The 16,440-nt window shown below is 68.7% G+C and carries 21 protein-coding genes; 19 read left to right on the top strand and 2 right to left on the bottom strand.

Annotated elements, in window-relative coordinates:
- The first annotated feature begins 220 nt into the window (after window positions 1-220).
- The 18 genes from AWU67_RS07605 (at window position 221) to AWU67_RS07525 (ending at window position 14,410) form a co-directional block, all read left to right on the top strand.
- A complete protein-coding gene (locus AWU67_RS07605) occupies window positions 221-487 on the top strand; it encodes a DUF7218 family protein (protein ID WP_067227512.1) in 267 nt (88 codons plus the stop codon).
- 54 nt (window positions 488-541) lie between these two features.
- Complete coding sequence (locus AWU67_RS17335) at window positions 542-694, top strand: hypothetical protein (RefSeq protein WP_160329731.1); 153 nt, start codon at window positions 542-544, stop codon at window positions 692-694.
- Window positions 695-722: 28 nt separating this feature from the next.
- A complete protein-coding gene (locus AWU67_RS07600) occupies window positions 723-1,241 on the top strand; it encodes a DUF6328 family protein (RefSeq protein WP_129586659.1) in 519 nt (172 codons plus the stop codon).
- A 97-nt stretch (window positions 1,242-1,338) separates the two neighbouring features.
- Window positions 1,339-1,599, top strand: coding sequence for a flagellar FlbD family protein (locus AWU67_RS07595; RefSeq protein WP_067227507.1), 261 nt, complete (start codon window positions 1,339-1,341; stop codon window positions 1,597-1,599).
- On the top strand, window positions 1,599-2,393 hold the full coding sequence (locus AWU67_RS07590) for a motility protein A (RefSeq protein WP_067227505.1): 795 nt from the start codon (window positions 1,599-1,601) through the stop codon (window positions 2,391-2,393). The genes AWU67_RS07595 and AWU67_RS07590 overlap by 1 nt, the downstream gene beginning before the upstream one ends.
- Window positions 2,390-3,202 (top strand): OmpA/MotB family protein, encoded by an 813-nt coding sequence (locus tag AWU67_RS07585; protein ID WP_067227503.1) that lies wholly within the window; start codon window positions 2,390-2,392, stop codon window positions 3,200-3,202. The genes AWU67_RS07590 and AWU67_RS07585 overlap by 4 nt, the downstream gene beginning before the upstream one ends.
- Window positions 3,203-3,269: 67 nt before the next feature.
- Window positions 3,270-4,175: a flagellar motor switch protein FliM gene (locus AWU67_RS07580; protein ID WP_067227500.1), complete on the top strand. Its 906-nt coding sequence runs from the start codon at window positions 3,270-3,272 to the stop codon at window positions 4,173-4,175.
- On the top strand, window positions 4,172-4,921 hold the full coding sequence (gene fliN, locus AWU67_RS07575) for a flagellar motor switch protein FliN (RefSeq protein WP_067227498.1): 750 nt from the start codon (window positions 4,172-4,174) through the stop codon (window positions 4,919-4,921). The genes AWU67_RS07580 and fliN overlap by 4 nt, the downstream gene beginning before the upstream one ends.
- Window positions 4,922-4,923: 2 nt before the next feature.
- Window positions 4,924-5,463 (top strand): flagellar biosynthetic protein FliO, encoded by a 540-nt coding sequence (fliO, locus tag AWU67_RS07570; protein WP_067227496.1) that lies wholly within the window; start codon window positions 4,924-4,926, stop codon window positions 5,461-5,463.
- Entirely contained in the window at window positions 5,463-6,278 is an 816-nt protein-coding gene (gene fliP, locus AWU67_RS07565) for a flagellar type III secretion system pore protein FliP (RefSeq protein WP_067227493.1), read from the top strand. The genes fliO and fliP overlap by 1 nt, the downstream gene beginning before the upstream one ends.
- Window positions 6,278-6,553 (top strand): flagellar biosynthetic protein FliQ, encoded by a 276-nt coding sequence (locus AWU67_RS07560; RefSeq protein ID WP_067227491.1) that lies wholly within the window; start codon window positions 6,278-6,280, stop codon window positions 6,551-6,553. The genes fliP and AWU67_RS07560 overlap by 1 nt, the downstream gene beginning before the upstream one ends.
- A complete protein-coding gene (locus AWU67_RS07555; RefSeq protein ID WP_067227489.1) occupies window positions 6,553-7,314 on the top strand; it encodes a flagellar biosynthetic protein FliR in 762 nt (253 codons plus the stop codon). Before AWU67_RS07560 ends, AWU67_RS07555 begins: the two co-directional genes overlap by 1 nt.
- Entirely contained in the window at window positions 7,315-8,418 is a 1,104-nt protein-coding gene (locus AWU67_RS07550) for an EscU/YscU/HrcU family type III secretion system export apparatus switch protein (RefSeq protein WP_067227486.1), read from the top strand. It abuts the gene before it with no gap.
- Between the two features lie 10 nt (window positions 8,419-8,428).
- On the top strand, window positions 8,429-10,471 hold the full coding sequence (locus AWU67_RS07545; protein ID WP_067227483.1) for a flagellar biosynthesis protein FlhA: 2,043 nt from the start codon (window positions 8,429-8,431) through the stop codon (window positions 10,469-10,471).
- Window positions 10,449-11,486 (top strand): hypothetical protein, encoded by a 1,038-nt coding sequence (locus AWU67_RS07540; RefSeq protein WP_129586658.1) that lies wholly within the window; start codon window positions 10,449-10,451, stop codon window positions 11,484-11,486. Before AWU67_RS07545 ends, AWU67_RS07540 begins: the two co-directional genes overlap by 23 nt.
- Before the next feature lie 9 nt (window positions 11,487-11,495).
- Entirely contained in the window at window positions 11,496-11,768 is a 273-nt protein-coding gene (gene csrA / locus AWU67_RS07535; RefSeq protein ID WP_067227479.1) for a carbon storage regulator CsrA, read from the top strand.
- 10 nt (window positions 11,769-11,778) lie between these two features.
- The gene (locus AWU67_RS07530) at window positions 11,779-12,822 is read left to right on the top strand and encodes an LLM class flavin-dependent oxidoreductase (protein WP_067227476.1); all 1,044 of its coding nucleotides are present in this window, start codon (window positions 11,779-11,781) and stop codon (window positions 12,820-12,822) included.
- Between the two features lie 196 nt (window positions 12,823-13,018).
- A complete protein-coding gene (locus tag AWU67_RS07525) occupies window positions 13,019-14,410 on the top strand; it encodes a glyceraldehyde-3-phosphate dehydrogenase (protein ID WP_067232331.1) in 1,392 nt (463 codons plus the stop codon).
- Window positions 14,411-14,571: 161 nt separating this feature from the next.
- Here AWU67_RS07525 and AWU67_RS07520 read toward each other — a convergent pair whose 3' ends face one another.
- On the bottom strand, window positions 14,572-15,315 hold the full coding sequence (locus AWU67_RS07520; protein ID WP_234407390.1) for a lysophospholipid acyltransferase family protein: 744 nt from the start codon (window positions 15,313-15,315) through the stop codon (window positions 14,572-14,574).
- Window positions 15,316-15,409: 94 nt separating this feature from the next.
- Window positions 15,410-15,865 carry an RNA-binding S4 domain-containing protein gene (locus AWU67_RS07515; RefSeq protein ID WP_082716837.1) on the bottom strand — a complete coding sequence of 152 codons (456 nt, stop codon included), beginning with the start codon at window positions 15,863-15,865 and terminating at the stop codon, window positions 15,410-15,412.
- 76 nt (window positions 15,866-15,941) lie between these two features.
- On the opposite strand from AWU67_RS07515, the gene AWU67_RS07510 reads away from it, so the two are divergent.
- Window positions 15,942-16,439: an NUDIX domain-containing protein gene (locus AWU67_RS07510; RefSeq protein ID WP_067227472.1), complete on the top strand. Its 498-nt coding sequence runs from the start codon at window positions 15,942-15,944 to the stop codon at window positions 16,437-16,439.
- Window position 16,440: the final 1 nt, after the last annotated feature.

Below are 16,440 nucleotides of genomic sequence, written 5' to 3'. Positions count from 1 at the left end.
CGTGGCCTACGTATCTGGTGTCGGTCACCCCACGAGGCTCGATGACGAAGCACCACGTTAGTTCGCCAGCGGGCTGCCACGCAGGGGGTTGAACGCGAAGCTCTCCTGTGCTACTTGGAAGTCGCGGGTCTCGCCGATATCCACGCGAAGGTGTGCCTGTCAAGCCCCTCGTTCGGCTTGTCTTCGGGTCGTACCGTGAGAGACGGAAGGGAGAACTGCCATGCCAGGAACCACGAATCCGAGCCTGAAAGACCCGGAGATGTATGAGGCTCTCCGCGCTGACGGCGCGTCAAAAGAGAAGGCGGCGCGCATCTCCAACGCCGCAGCGAAGAGCGGCCGCGGTGCCGTCGGGCGCCGAGGTGGCGAGGCCGAGGACTACGACGACCGCACCGTACCTGAGCTGCGCACGCGCGCCAAAGAGCTGGGGATTCGGGGCTACTCGGGCAAACGCAAGGGTGAGCTCATCGAGATGCTTCGACACCACTAAGCCCGTGCTGCCGCACGTGGATTGCCCGACATCCGAACACAAGGAGATGGCACAATGACCGATCGACGAGACGACCAGATCGCTGCTGACGACTCTGATGGAGCCAAGCAGGCTGCGCCGGGAGAGGACATCGACGACCTCACCGCCGACAACGAGGTCGAGGAGGACACCGTCGCGACGGTGGACCCCGACAATGCCCCGGCCTAGAGCGCACCGCGGCCGAGAGAGCGGTGTGGTGGCGCACGAACAGCCCGATGGCGGTTCCCCCGATGCGGGGGAGCGGTTCTCCAGTAAACGGCTCGACCGAAATTGGAACGAACTGCTCCAGGAACTGCGTGTGGTGCAGACGGGCACCCAAGTCATCACCGGATTCCTGCTTGCTGCGGTGTTCCAATCTCGATTCACCGAGTTGGACACCTTCCAGCTCACCACCTATCTGTGCCTCGTCGTCACCTCGGTGCTGACGACCATCGTCGGTTTGGCCCCAGTGAGTCTGCACCGGTACCTCTTCCGCAAGCGTGCCAAGGAGATGGTCGTTGCGTATGCCGACCGATTCGCCCGGCTCACGCTTGTCGGGGTCGCCGTCACCGTCGTCGGCATCGCGCTTCTGATCTTCGACTTCGTGCTCGGCCGCGTCTGGGGCATCACCGTCGCTGCCGCGGTCGCCCTGCTCCTGGTGGTGGGCTGGATCATCGTCCCGCAGCTCGCGCGCGCGGACGATCGCGCCGCCGACGCCGACGCCGCGCGGCACTGAATGGCTTCTGCCTGCCTTACCGCTGCCCGGGTCGTGCCGATAGTGCAGCGTGACGGCCGTTTGGCCGTGAAAACTTCTGCAGAAGCGAGGCGAGGCGATGATCGTCGTCACCCGACTCAACGACAGCCAATTCGCGATCAACCCTGATCTGATCGAGCGCATCCACGAGAGCCCCGACACGACCCTGGTCATGCTCGACGGCGCCAAGTACATCGTGACCGAATCCTTGGCCGAGGTGATCACCCGCATCACGGAGTACCGCGCGCGCGTCATCAACCTGGCATCCGAGATGCAGGAGCAGAGCACCCGGCCGCGCGCCGTGCTCCGCCCCGTGACGACGCCGGGAGACACGCACTAGTGGACATCGCAATCATCCTCGGGCTCGTCGTCGCCTTCGGCTCCCTCTTCGCCATGATGACGCTGGAGGGCACCGCCGTCACAGCCGTGCTGCTCCCGGCGCCCATGATCCTGGTGCTCGGCGCCAGCATGGCCGTCGGCATGGCCGGCGGCACCCTCCGCGACACGCTTGCCGCGTTCAAGGCGCTGCCCAGCGCGTTCCTCGGCCGCACGACGAAGCCAGACGCCACCATCGGCAAGCTCGTCTCGCTGGCCGAGACGGCGCGCTCAGAGGGGCTCCTCGCCCTCGAGATTCAGGCGGAGGAGGAGCCGGACCAGTTCCTCAAGCGTGCGCTGCAGAGCGTCGCCGACGGCACCGATGGCGAAGAGCTGCGGATCATGCTGGAAGACGAGATCAGCACGAGCGACCGCAGCGCCCGCAACGCCGCCCGCTACTTCACCAGCGTCGGCGGCTACGCCCCGACGATCGGCATCATCGGCACGGTGGTCTCGTTGATCCACGTGCTCGAGAAGCTGGACAGCCCGGCCACCCTCGGCCCGATGATCGCCACCGCCTTCGTCGCCACCCTCTGGGGCCTGCTCAGCGCCAACTTCATCTTCCTGCCGATCGGCACCCGGCTGAAGCGCCTGGCCGAGCTCGAGGTCGAGCGCATGACGCTGCTGATGGAGGGCGTCCTTGCCATCCACGCCGGCAGCCAGCCCCGCCTGCTCGGCGATCGCCTGCGCGCGATGGTCCCGCGTGAGCCGAGCCGTCGGGCCAAGGAGCCTCGGGTGACGGAGACGGAAGCGGCATGAGCCGGTCCACCGGCCGCAAGCGCCGCGCCGAGCCCACCGAGGAGCACGTCGACGAGCGCTGGATGGCCTCGTACATGGACATGGTCACCGTGTTGATGTGTCTGTTCATCGTGCTGTTCGCGATGTCGACGGTCGACCAGGACAAGTTCATCGCCTTGAAGAACTCCCTGGCCACCGGCTTCGGCAGCGTGGATGTGGGCAAGCTGGACACGGCATCCGGTGTAGTCGTGCCGGAAGACCTCGTCGACGAGCAAGGCGCCGGCTTCACCGACTCCGACCTGGCCTCCGCGGAGGTCGACGGCCTGATCCAGCTGCGCGAGCAGCTGCGCTCTGCCTTGGCCACCCAGAACCTCGAGCACACCGTGACCTTCGTGATCGACCAGCGCGGCCTGACCATCGGCCTGATCGGCTGGGAGACGTTCTTCCAGCCGAACAGCATCCAACTGCAGGGCAACGCCCTCGCCGTGGTCGACACCATCGGCCCCATCCTGGCCTCCGCGGCACACGCCGTCTCTGTCGAGGGCCACGCGGACTACCGCGGCTCCCCGACCCCCTTCCCGACCGACTGGGAACTCTCCGGCGGGCGCGCCACACAGGTGCTGCGCCGCATGGTCGAGTCGGCCGGTTTCCCTGGAGACCACATCTCCGCCGTCGGCTACGGTTCCACTCGGCCGGCACGCACGGGGGACAGCCCAGAGGATGCCGCGGTGAACCGCCGCGTCGACGTGGCCGTGCTCTCCGAGCTGCCGGAATCGGTGCGCGAACTGATCCCCATGGCACTCGCCAAGAAGGAGCCCGTCGCCGGCTAGGCACGGCTCGCAGAAATCGCCGCACCGGTGCCTAACGCGCCGCAGATCGCTGCCGATAGTGGCAACAGTGACGGTCAGAGATAAGCAGCAGCGCGCGGACTCCGCGTTCCCCGGCGCGGCCCAGGTCTACGACTTCCGTCGCCCGACCACGCTGGCCCGCGAGCACTCGCGCGTCTTGGAGCTGGCCTTCGAGACGTTCGCCCGGCAGTGGGCGACCCAGCTCACCGCCAAGGTGCGCGTTCTCTCCCAGGTCAACTGCGAGCAGGTGCTGATGCACAGCTACGACGAGTACGCGGCCGCCCTGCCCGCCACCACCGCGATGGTGCTCTGCTCCATCGAGGGCAACACGGCAAAGGCCGTTGTGCAGTTCCCGGCCTCGGCCGGCCTCTCCTGGGTGGCGCGAATGGTCGGCGGCACCGGTGAAGCAGATTTGCCAGAGCGCGTCTTCACCCAGATCGAGCAGGCGCTGGTGCGCCGCCTGATGGATGACGCGCTCGAAGACCTCCGCTACTCGCTCGGCGAGCTGCTGGTCAATGAGATCTCGATCGACGGCATCCAGTACAACTCGCAGTTCGCGCAGGCCGCCCCGACCACCGAGCTGATGATCGTCGCGCGCTTCGCCGTGCGCGTGGGGGAGCACCGCTCCCTGGCGACCGTCGCCGTGCCCGCCGCCGTGATCCTGCCGCAGCTCGGCGAGTCCAACCCGACCAGCTCTGTCGACAACGCCCGCTCCTTGATCGAGCAGCAGCTGGGCACCGTCCCCGTCGACGTCGCACTGCGCCTGGCACCGGCCCCCGTGCTTCCCGGCGCCGTGCTCGGCCTCGCCGTCGGCGACGTCATCAAGCTTCCGCATTCCCAACATCGCCCTCTCGACCTCGTCGTCGATGGCCACGAACTTGCCGACGCGGCTGTGGGGGTCAACGGATCCCGCCTGGCCTGTGTCGTTGTGAGCACCAAGGAGACAACACGATGACGAATACTCTTGAAGCCGGCACGCTGGAGCGCAACGCCGTCGACGCCCTGCTCGCGGTGCTGCCGCTGCCCGGTGTCACCCGCGCGGTCATCGCCCGCGACCTGAGCGGCAGCGATGCCGCCGTGGCCGCTGCGGCAATCGCCTCGGCCGTGCAGGCGAGCTTCGTGGGAACGCGATCGGCCGACCTGGCCATCGCCATCCTCGATGGGGCAGCGCTATTCGGTGCTGCCGGCAGCGACTCCGCCTTGATCTCCACCTCCGACGTGCTCCGCCCGTCGCTCGAGGCGGCATCCGGAACCCTCGGCACCGGACTCCTCGGCGCCAGCACGCTGAGCGACGCCAGCGGACTCATCGGTGATGACGAGGCCGTCGTGTTCGAGCTGCTCGGAGACAACGCCGGCGAGGACACGACGATCGGCTGGTTCGCGATCCGCGTGCGCGAGACGGCCGTGCTGGCCCCCTCCGCAGGCACCTCGTCATCCGACGCCGACGTCGTCGGTCGCCTCGGCCGCATCAACAACGTCGAGATGGCGCTCACCGTCGAACTCGGCCGCACCCGGATGACGGTGCGCGACGTGCTCTCGATCGAGCCCGGCGCCGTGATCGAGCTGGACCGCTCCGCCGGTGCCCCCGCCGACGTGCTGCTGAACGGCCGGCTGATCGCCCACGGTGAGATCGTCGTCGTCGACCAGGACTACGCCGTGCGCATCACCCGCATCCTCGATGTAGCGGACGGCGCGCTCTAACGGTGGAAACCCTCTTCGTCGCGCTGCGCGTCCTGCTCTCCCTCGGTGCCGTCCTGGCACTGCTGTGGCTGCTGCAGCGACGCTTCGCGCGCGGCGCGGTCGGTGCGAAGGGCAAAGCGCGCAACGCCGCCAGCCTGGCCGTCGTCGGCCGGCAGAGTGTCGGTGCCAAGGCATCCGTCGTCGTCGTCGAACACGACGGCCACCGCCTGCTGCTCGGCGTGACCGAGCACGGAGTCACCGTGCTGCACACCGCCGAGATGGCCCAGGATGCCGCCCCGGCAACAGACCCGGCCGAACCATACGAGCTGCACGAAACGGACGAGCAGGGCCACGCCCGCTTCGCCCAGGTACTGGCCGAGGCCGGCCAGCCGGAGGAACTCCTCACGCCGAGCCCCATCACCGGCCTCTCCGCCTCCACCACCCAGACGCGCGCCACCACCCAGACCCCGGCCGCGACGCCGCCCGCCGGCCGACTGGCCGGCTCGATCCTCGCCCCCGAGACGTGGAAGCAGGCCGCCGCCGCCGTTCGGGACCGGTGGTAATGCGCCGCTGGGCGTTCGCGCTCGGCCTCATCGCACTGCTCGTCGGAGTCAACCTCGTGTTCGGCATCAGCGATGCCCTTGCCGCGCCCGGCGACCCGGGGGAGCCGCTGCTGCCCACCCCGCCGACGGCCCCGAGCGACCCGGGCGGCGGCGTCACCGTCGAGATCAACGGCTCCAACGGCACACCGTCCTCGGCCGTCGTCACCCTGATCGGCATCACGCTGCTCTCGGTCGCCCCGGCGCTGCTGCTGATGATGTCGTCGTTCACGAAGATCTTCGTGGTGCTCGCGATGACCCGCAACGCCCTCGCCCTGCCGACGATCCCGCCGAACCAGGTGCTCGCCGGCCTCGCCCTGTTCCTCTCGCTGTTCATCATGAGCCCGGTGTTGACCGACATCAACGAGCTGGCAGTGCAGCCGTTCACCGCCGGCACCATCGACTTCTCGCAGTCGTTGGAGGCGGCATCCGGCCCGCTGTCGTCGTTCATGCTCGCGCACACCCGCGAGGAGGACATCGCGCTGATGACCCGCGCGGCCGGCCTGGCGAACCCCGAGAACGCCGCCGCCGTGCCGCTGACCACGCTGATCCCGGCATTCATGATCTCCGAGCTGAGGGCCGCCTTCATCATCGGCTTCGTCATCTTCGTGCCGTTCCTCGTCATCGACCTCGTCGTCTCGGCCGTGCTGATGTCGATGGGCATGATGATGCTGCCGCCCGTGATGATCTCGCTGCCGTTCAAGATCCTGCTGTTCATCCTCGTCGACGGCTGGGGCCTCATCATCACCGCCCTCATCACCAGTTATCGGGGTGGCTGATGGATTCCGCAGCCGTCCTCGACATCGCCATGGCGAGTCTGATCATCACCGCCAAGCTCGCCGCGCCCCTTCTGATCACCGCGCTCGTCGTCGGTTTCACGATCTCGCTCTTCCAGTCGATCACCCAGATCCAGGAGGTCACGCTCTCCTTCGTGCCCAAGGCGATCGCCGTCTGCGCCGCGCTGTTCGTCTCCGGCCAGTGGATGATCTCCGAGATGGTGAGCTTCACCCAGCACCTCTTCACCCTGATCCCGATGCTCACCGGGAACGCCTGATGTTCGGGGCGACGCTGAACGGCGGCTGGCTCGAGGCTGTCGGGCTGGCGGCGGTGCGGATGACGGCGTTCCTGTTCATCGCGCCGCCCTTTTCGTACAAAGCGATCCCCGCCAGAGTCAAGGCCATGCTCGGCATCGCCCTCGCGCTGGCCGTCTCACCCCGCGTCACACCCGACTACGTTCCCCTGGACACCGGCCCCTTTTTCACCGCCCTCGCCCTGGAGCTGCTGGTGGGCGCGATGCTCGGTTTCCTGGTGTCGCTGGTCTTCTCCGCCGTGCAGACCGCCGGCAGCCTGATCGACATGTTCGGCGGCTTCCAGATGGCGCAGGCTTTCGACCCGGGGTCGATGGTCAACGGCGCCCAGTTCACCCGGCTGTTCCAGATGACCGCGCTCGCCCTGATGTTCGCCTCCGGCGCCTACCAGCTCGTCATCGGCGGCATCGTGCGCTCCTACGACGACCTCCCGCTCGGCGGCGGCCTGAACCTCGCCGGCAGCGCAGAGCTGCTGGTGACCGGTCTCTCCCAGATGGTGTTGGCTGCCGTGCAGATCGCGGGGCCCCTGCTCGTGGTGCTCTTCTTGGCGGATGCCGGCCTCGGCCTGCTCACCCGTGTCGCGCCGGCGCTGAACGCCTTCGCGCTGAGCTTCCCGATCAAGATCCTGCTCACCGTGCTGCTGGCCGGCATGGTCGTCGTGGTGCTGCCCGAGGTCATCTCCTCCCTCGCCAACCAGGCCTTCGGCCTGATGCGGGAGGTGAGGTAGATGTCTGACGCGTCAGAGAGAAGCGAGCAAGCCACCCCGAAGCGCATGAAAGAGGTGCGCGAGAAGGGGCAGCTCACCCGCTCCCAGGACATGAGCGCCTGGCTGGGCGTCGGCGCCGTCGCCGTCATGCTGCCGACCACCATCGCCCTCGGCACGACCGCCGCAGAATCGCAGATGTTCAGCCTCCGCGCCATCGTGGCCACCCCCGACCCGATGATGGCCCTCGACACGCTCGTGCAGGGCCTCGGCTCGATGCTCGGCACCATCGGGCCGTTGTTCGCGGTCGCCGTCGGCGTGATCCTGCTCGGCGCGGCCGCCCAGGGCGGCATCCACTTCCGCAAGTTCACCGGAAAGTACGAGCAGCTCAACCTGGTGAAGGGCGCCGGCCGGGTGTTCGGCATGCAGGCCCTCTGGGAGGGGGCGAAGTCGCTGCTGAAGACCCTCGTCGTCGGCGGCGTGCTCTACCTCGTGATCCAGGGGCTGATGCCGGTGCTCAGCAGCGCGGGCGGCCTGCCCGTCAGCGCGCTGCTCGACGCCGCCGGCAGCGGTGCCACCGTGTTGCTGCAGTCCGCCGTCGTGGCCGGCCTGGTGCTGGCCGCGGCCGACATCATGGTCGTCATGAAGCGCAACCGCAAGAAGACGCGGATGACGAAGCAGGAGCTCAAAGACGAGCACAAGCGCAGCGACGGCGACCCGATGATCAAGTCGCAGCGCCGCGCCCGCCAGCTGGCCATGAGCCGCAACCGCATGATCTCCTCGATCGCCGGCTCCGACGTGGTGCTGGTTAACCCGACCCACATCGCCGTCGCCCTGCGCTACGAGGCGGGCAAGGCCGCGCCCCGCGTCGTGGCGAAGGGGCAGGGCACCATCGCCACCCGCATCCGCGAGGAGGCCGACGCGCACCGGGTGCCGATCGTCAAGGATGTGCCGCTCGCGCGCGCGCTGCACGCCGAGTGCGAGATCGGGCATGAGATCCCGCTCGAGCACTACAACGCCGTCGCCCGGGTGCTCGCCTTCGTCATGGCCCTCAAGAAGCGCGGTGCCGGCCACGGTACCCACACGATCAATCCGCAACTCGCCGCTCCCGCCGGGGCTGCACGATGAAAGACCGGTTATGAACCGCAACCTTGCCAAACTCGCCGTGCCGATCGGGGTCGTCGGCATCATCTTGCTGCTCGTCGTTCCCGTGCCGGCGTGGCTGCTCGACATCCTGATCATCGTCAACATCCTGTTGGCACTCGTGATCCTGCTCACGACGATGTTCATCAGGAAGCCGCTCGACTTCTCGGTGTTCCCGTCGCTGCTGCTGGCCGTCACGCTGTTCCGGCTCGGCCTGAACGTCGCCTCCACCCGCTTGGTGCTGGGCGAGGGCTACGCCGGCCAAGTGATCGAGGCCTTCGGCCACGTCGCCGTCGGCGGCTCCATCATCATCGGCAGCGTCATCTTCCTGATCCTCGTCGTGATCCAGTTCGTCGTGGTCACCAAGGGTGCTGAGCGCGTGGCCGAGGTCGGCGCCCGCTTCACCCTCGACGCCATGCCCGGCAAGCAGATGGCGATCGATGCCGACCTGAACGCCGGCCTGATCAGCGACATCCAGGCGCGGGAACGCCGCGCGGAGGTCTCCTCCGAGGCCGACTTCTACGGCGCCATGGACGGAGCGTCCAAGTTCGTCAAGGGTGACGCCATCGCCGGCATCCTGATCATCGTCATCAACATCATCGGCGGCATCGCGATCGGCATGATCCAGCGCGGCATGGAGATGGGCGACGCGGTCAGCACCTACACGCTGCTGACCATCGGCGACGGCCTGGTCACCCAGATCCCCGCCCTGCTGATGGCCGTCTCGACCGGCATGATCGTCACCCGCTCCACCGCCGACGCCGACATGGGCACCACGGCGGGCACCCAGCTGGCGCAGTCGCGCAACGCGCTCATGATTGCCGGTTGTGCCGCGATCGTGATGTCGCTGATCCCAGGGATGCCGATGATCCCGTTTATCGTGATCGGCGCTCTGCTGGTCTGGGCTGCCCAGAAGGTCAAGGTGCGCACGGCGCGGGAAGAGAAGGCCGCCGCCCAGCCGGCGCCTGAGGGCATGACGATGGCCGAGACCACCGAGGAACTGATCGAGCAGATGCGCGTGCATGCTCTCGAGATCCTGCTCGCCCCCGACCTCGTCGACGTCGTCTCCGGCGCCTCCGACGACCTGCTCGGCCGGGTCAAGGCCCTGCGCCGCACCATCGCCATGGACCTCGGCATCGTCGTGCCGCCCGTGCGCACCCGCGACAGCATCGAGCTGCCGGCATCCTGCTATGTGATCCGCATCGCCGGCGTCGAGGTGGCCCGCGGCATCGCACCGGGCGGCCGGGTGCTCGCCCTCGGTGACGCTCTCGAGGCGCTGCCCGGAACCGCCACCGTCGAGCCCGTTTTCGGCCTGCCGGGCAAGTGGGTGCCGAGCGAGCTGCGACACAGCGCAGAGATGGCCGGTGCCACCGTGATCGACCGGGTGTCTGTGATCGTCACCCACCTGTCCTCCGTTGTCACCGCCAACGCCGCGCGGCTGCTCAGCCGCGAGGATGTGCGTGTGCTCAGTGACGGCGTCAAGCAGGTGAACCCCGCCGCCGTCGAGGAGCTCACCCCTGGCCTGCTCAGCCTGGCCGAGGTGCAACGGGTGCTGCAGGGGCTGCTCGCCGAGCAGGTCGCCATCAACGATCTGCCGCGCATCTTCGAGGCGCTCTCGCTGCGCGCCAAGGTGTCCGTCGAGCCGGAGGGGCTGATCGAATCCGCCAGGCAGGCGCTCGGTCCGGCCCTCGTCGCCAAGCACCTCGACGGCCGCACCCTCCGCGTTGTCATGATCGACCCCTCGCTGGAGCAGGGCATGCTCGAGGGCCTGCGCCCAGCCGAGCAGGGCACCCAGATCCTGCTCGACCAGCGCAGCATGGAGCAGGTCATCGAATCACTGCGCGTTTCACTCGCCCACGCGGATGCCCTAGGCGCCAGTGCCGTGCTTGTGTGCGCCCCGGCGCTCCGCCCGGCCATCCACCGCCTGGTCACTCCGCAGACCGGCGTCGCCGTGCTCTCCTACCAGGAGGTCACCTCTGCCAACGTCGAGATCGAGACCGTGGGGGTGGTGCGCGGTGTCACGGCGAGTGCAGCTTGACGGGCCATCGCTGCAGGGGCTGCACGAGCGGGTGTTGGCCGAGCACGGCCGGCATGCCCGGATCGTGGCCGCAGAGCGCGTGGTGAGCGGCGGCATCCGCGGCTTCTTCGCGAAACAACACTTCGAGGTCACCGTCGAACTTCCGGAGACCGGCACCCCCGGAGTGCACAGCCTGGACCTGCCGACCCGTGTCGGCCTGGCCGCGTTGCTGGAGGATGCCGACACCGCCGAGTCGGCGCTGGCCGCCCCGCTGGCCCCGGTGGAGCAGCCCACCACCGCGACGCCGGACTTCGCGGCGCTGCTGCGGCAGATGACGCGTGACATCGTTCCGCCGAACCCGCAGCTCGCCGACGTGCCGCAGCTGCCCACTGCTGGGCTGCTGCCGATCGCGGCGGCGGCAGCCGCGTACGCGCCGGCCCCTCCCGCCCAGCTTGGTGCGGTCGCCCCTGCGCCCATTGTTGCCCCTGTGCGCTCTGTTGCCACTGCGGGCTCGGCTGCCCCTACCGCCCCGCCCGAGCTGCTGGCCAGCCCGGGCGACCTGGTGCTCTGCATCGGTGCCCGCTCGGACGCCGCGCGGGTGGCGGCGGACTGGGCCGCAGAGAACGGTGCGGAGGTCGCGTTGTGCGCGCCCGCAACGGCCGACGATGCCGCTGGTCACGGCGAGCTTCGCCGGGTGACCGACCGCCGGGATGCCGCCGCCGCTCGGGCTCGCGGTGTGCAGCGTGCCGCCGCCTGCATAGCCGTCGTCGAACTCGACGGTGCCCGGGCAGGCGCCGACGTGGCAGCCAGCAGCCGGCGGGAGCGCCAACTGGGCACGGCGGCCGCCCTCCTGGCCGACCAGCTCTGGCTCGTCGTCGACGTCTCCCGCAAAGACGAGGACACGGCGGCCTGGGTGGCCGCCTGCCGCGAAGTGGTGGAGGTGCACGGGATCGTGGCCGTCGGCGGGGCAGAGACGGCGACGCCGGGCTCCGTCAGCGCTCTCGGCCTCCCCGTGCTCTGGCACTCGAAAGGATAGGCTGAACCAGTGCTAGTTTTGACGCGAAAACCAGGGGAGAAGATCCTCATCGGTGACGACATTGTCATCACCGTGCTCGACGCGCGCGGCGACAGCATCCGCATCGGCGTCGACGCGCCGCGCGGCATCAAGATCCAGCGCTCCGAGGTCGTGCAGGCCGTCGCGGAGGCCAACGCGGAGGCCACAGGTGCATCCGGTGCCGACGACGAACAGCGCCTCGTGCTCAGCCTCGGCAAGCTCGCCCCCGCGCCCGCTGCGGAGCCCGCAACACAGACAGAGTAGGGAGCCAGACATGGCACGGTCCATCGAGCTCGGCGTCGACACCTTCGGCGATGTCACCAACGGCGATGACGGCCGCCCGCTCACCCAGGGCGAAGTGCTGCGCAACCTCGTGCAGCAGGGCGTGCTGGCCGACAAGGTCGGGCTGGACTTCATCGGCATCGGCGAGCACCACCGTGCCGACTTCGCCGTCTCGGCCCCCGAGGTGGTGCTGGCGGCCATCGCGGGTCAGACCGAGCGGATCCACCTCGGGTCAGCGGTCACCGTGCTGAGCAGCGACGACCCTGTGCGGGTCTACCAGCGCTTCGCCACGCTCGACGGACTCTCCGGCGGCCGTGCGGAGGTGATCCTCGGGCGGGGCTCATTCACCGAGTCGTTCCCACTGTTCGGCCTCTCACTGGATCGCTACGAGGAGCTGTTCGAGGAGAAGCTCGACCTCTTCGTCGAACTCATCAAGCAGGGCCCTGTCACCTGGAACGGCACCGTGCGCTCCGGCCTGAACGAGCAGCACGTCTACCCGCACACCGACTCGGGCACGCTGCGCAGCTGGGTCGGTGTCGGCGGCAGCCCGGAGTCGGTTGTGCGCACAGCCCGCCACGGCCTGCCCTTGATGCTCGCCATCATCGGCGGCAGCCCCGTGCGCTTTGCCCCCTACGTTGACCTCTACCACCGTGCCCTCGCCCAGTACGGCCAGCCCGTTCAACCCGTCGGCATCCACTCGCCCGGCCACATTGCCGAGACCGACGAGCAGGCCAGGGAGGAGCTGTGGCCGCACTACGCGGTGATGCAGCAGCGCATCGGCCGGGAGCGCGGCTGGCCACCCATGACCCGTGAACAGTTCGAGGATTCCGCCGGCCCGGACGGGGCGCTCTACGTCGGCTCGCCCGAGACGGTGGCGCAGAAGATCGCGGCGACTGTCATTGCCCTCGGCGCCAGCCGATTCGACCTCAAGTACAGCAACGGCACGCTGCCGCACGCGCACCTGATGTCCAGCATCGAGCTCTACGGCACCGCCGTCGCCCTGCGCGTGCGGGAACTGCTCGAAACGTCAAAATAGGCGATTCTTAACGGTGCGCTGAGCGCCTAAGCGGGGTTGTTCGGCTGTCCCGCTGCGTAGAATTATCGTTGTCCCATCAGGCAACGAGGCCAGGCACGGTGCACACACCACGCTGGCCGCGCAAAGGAATTTCGTGACTCAGCACTTCAACGACCACCGCACGCTCTGGACCAGTCGAGAGGAGCGAGCCGAGGCGATGATCCCGCTGATCGGCTCGCTGTACCGCGACCACGGGGTGGTGACATCCGTGCACGGTCGGCGGTTGCTCAACCGCTCGGCCATCGGCATCCTCAAGGCGCACAAGTTCACCAAGCAGGTCGATGACACCGAGCTCGATCTCGACGACACGCTCCGGGTGCTCGAGGCGCTGCGGGCATTGCGGCCCGGCCCGGCATCCGTTGACATCGCCCGTCTGGTCACCGGATACGCGGAGCGCGGGGCCGGCCGCGACCTCGCCGGGTTCGTCAGCGATGAGCTCGCCCCCGTGCTCGGCGGCTCTGCCTCGGCCCCGGCCGGAGGCACCGACGTCGTGCTCTACGGCTTCGGCCGCATCGGCCGCCTGCTCGCACGCATCCTGATCGCGCACGCGGGCCACGGCGACGGCCTCCAGCTGCGCGCCATCGTCGTGCGCAAGGGCTCGGCGAACGACCTGCTGAAGCGGGCCAGCCTGCTGCGCCGAGACTCGGTGCACGGCGCGTTCGACGGCACCATCACCGTCGACGAGGAGAACAACACCATCCTCGCCAACGGCACCCTGATCCAGGTGATCTACTCGAACGACCCCTCGACGATCGACTACACCGCGTACGGCATCCACGACGCCATCGTCGTCGACAACACCGGCCGCTGGCGCGATGCAGAAGGCCTCGGCCAGCACCTCGCCTGCCCGGGCGTCGCCCGCGTGCTGCTCACCGCGCCGGGCAAGGGCGAGCTGAAGAACATCGTGCACGGCATCAACCACGATGTGATCGAAGCCTCCGACACGATCCTGTCCGCGGCATCCTGCACCACCAACGCCATCACCCCCGTGCTCAAGGCCATCAACGAGCGCTACGGCGTCGTGCACGGCCACGTCGAGACGGTGCACTCGTTCACGAACGACCAGAACCTGATCGACAACTTCCACTCCGGTGACCGCCGCGGGCGGTCGGCGGCGTTGAACATGGTGATCACAGAGACCGGAGCCGCCAAAGCCGTCGCCAAGGCGCTGCCGGAGCTGGCCGGCAAGCTCACCGGCAGCGCGATCCGGGTACCCACCCCCAACGTGTCGCTCGCCATCCTCAACCTGCGGCTCGAGACGAGCGCCGATCGCGACGAGGTCAACGCCTACCTGCGTGAGCTCTCGCTCGGCTCGACGCTGCGCCAGCAGATCGACTTCATCGATTCGCCGGATGTCGTCTCGAGCGACTTCGTCGGCTCACACCGGGCCGGCATCGTCGACGGTCTGGCCACCATCGCCACCGACAAGAACCTGATCCTCTACGTCTGGTACGACAACGAGTTCGGCTACAGCTGCCAGGTGGTGCGAGTGCTCGAGGTGATGGCCGAGAGCCACCCGCGCGTGCTGCCGGCGCGCACCGCGGTCTAGGCCTGCGGAAGCCACAACCGCCGAGTTCGTAGCCAGTCAGCGGATGCGGGCCCCCGAATCGCGCACTGAATCGATTTTTCAGGCCGGATCGGCGCTCGCATCCGCGGACCGGCCACGAGCCGCGCGAAGTGTGGCCCAGCTGGGTTGCGGGCCCGGCTGGGTTACTTGGTCTTGTTCGCCCGCTCCGCAGCCTCGGCCTCGCGCCGCAGCTTGCGCTCCGCATCCGCGGCGGCCGCCTCCTCCGGGGTCGGCGCAGTGCCGCCGAGGTGGCGCGGCTGCCACCACTGGCCGGTGCCGTCGACCGGGTAGTCCCGCTGCAGCGTGTCGACCATGCCCTGCAGCTGGTCGTGCAGCGCCTGGGTGACCTCGGCGGGGTCGTCGTCCGGGCGCACCGTGATCGGCGGGGCGAACGTGACGCTGACCAGGGTCTTGTAGGCGTCGCGCAGAGTCGGCTTGTGGTTCTTGGTCAGCACCCGGTGGCCGCCCCACACGGCGACGGGGATGATCGGGACGCCGGACTGGGCGGCGAGCCTGGCCGCGCCGGACTTCAGATCGCGCACCGTGAAGGAGGCATTCACGCCGGCTTCCGGGAACACACCGAGTAGCTCGCCCGACTTCAGCGCGGTGATGGCCGAGTCGAAGGCGGCGGCGCCGGCCTTCATGTTCACCGGGATGTGGTGCATGCCGCGCAGCAAGCTGCCGATCACGGGCTTGGCGAAGACGCTCTCCTTGGCCATGAACCGCACCTTGCGGCGGTTGTGGCACCAGATGACCCACTCGGTCAGCGCGAAGTCCAGGTAGCCGAAGTGTGTGATCGCGAGGATCGCGCCACCCTCGTTCGGCACGTGCTCGATGCCCGTGACCGCGCGCTTGAGCCGGAGGGCGGCGAAGACCGTTCGCCCCACCGCGACAGCGCTGGAATAAATTGGTTCGCTGCGTCGGGTAGCCATATCTGAACTTTACGTCCGGGTGCATGCCGTAATCGACATGTAATGAGGACTATTCTCTTTCGCTGCGCAAATCGCTGCGCAAATCGCTGCCCAGATCGCTGCCCAGGTCGCTGCCCAGGTCGCTGCCCAGGTCGCGGTCGCCGCGGAGCTTCTCGATCTCCCTGCGGTCTCGTTTGGTGGGCCGCCCGGCGCCCCTGTCGCGCACTGGCAGCAGCGCCAGCTCCGACTTCGGCGGTGGGGGAGGAGTCTTGTCGATGATGCATTCGGCGGCGATCTCCGCGCCGACCCGCTTGACCACCAGTCGGCGCACCTCGACGATCCGGTCGAAGCCGGCGATGCGGATGCGCACCTCGTCGCCGATGCGCACGCCCTGCGCTGCCTTCACCCGTTCGCCGTTGATGCGCACGTGCCCGGCTCGGCAGGCGGCCGTCGCGGCCGAGCGCGTCTTGAACAGCCGCACAGCCCAGAGCCAGCTGTCGACCCGCGCCGTTCCCTCCTGTGCCATGCCCCAGCCTAGGGGAGCGTTACGCCGTGTAGCGGGCCGGGGCGCGGGGGAGCGTAGCCTTGACCCGGAGGCACTCATGACCCTGAAATCGTTCCCGCCGGCATCCGCGCCGCGCGACAGCGGCGACGCGTGGGTCTTCGGCCCGGACGGCAGCAAGTTCTGGGGCCGTTTCGGCGCGGCCGGGCTGCTCGTCGCCGACCCGCACCGGGGCGTGCTGCTGCAGCACCGCGCCGAGTGGAGCCACCACGGCGGTACTTGGGGACTGCCGGGCGGCGCGCGGCACGCGGGCGAGAGCGCGGCGGATGCCGCACTGCGCGAGGCCAATGAGGAGGCTGGCGTGCCGGCGACCGCGGTCCGGGTGCTCGGCGACTACGTGCTGGACCGCGGCGTGTGGAGCTACACCACCGTCATCGCCGAGGTGGTGACCCCGTTCGAGGCGGTCATCAGCGATCCAGAGAGCATCGCGCTGGAGTGGGTCGTGCCCGAGCTGGTGGCCGAACGCGCGCTGCACCCGGGATTCGCGGCGGCGTGGCCGCGGCTGCGCCTCCGGTTGCCCGGCGCGGCAGCTGGATAGA

Source organism: Microterricola viridarii (genome assembly GCF_001542775.1).
GTDB lineage: Bacteria > Actinomycetota > Actinomycetes > Actinomycetales > Microbacteriaceae > Microterricola > Microterricola viridarii_A.
The sequence above is the reverse complement of the archived record's forward strand: the minus strand, read 5'-3'. Positions and strand labels throughout refer to the sequence as shown.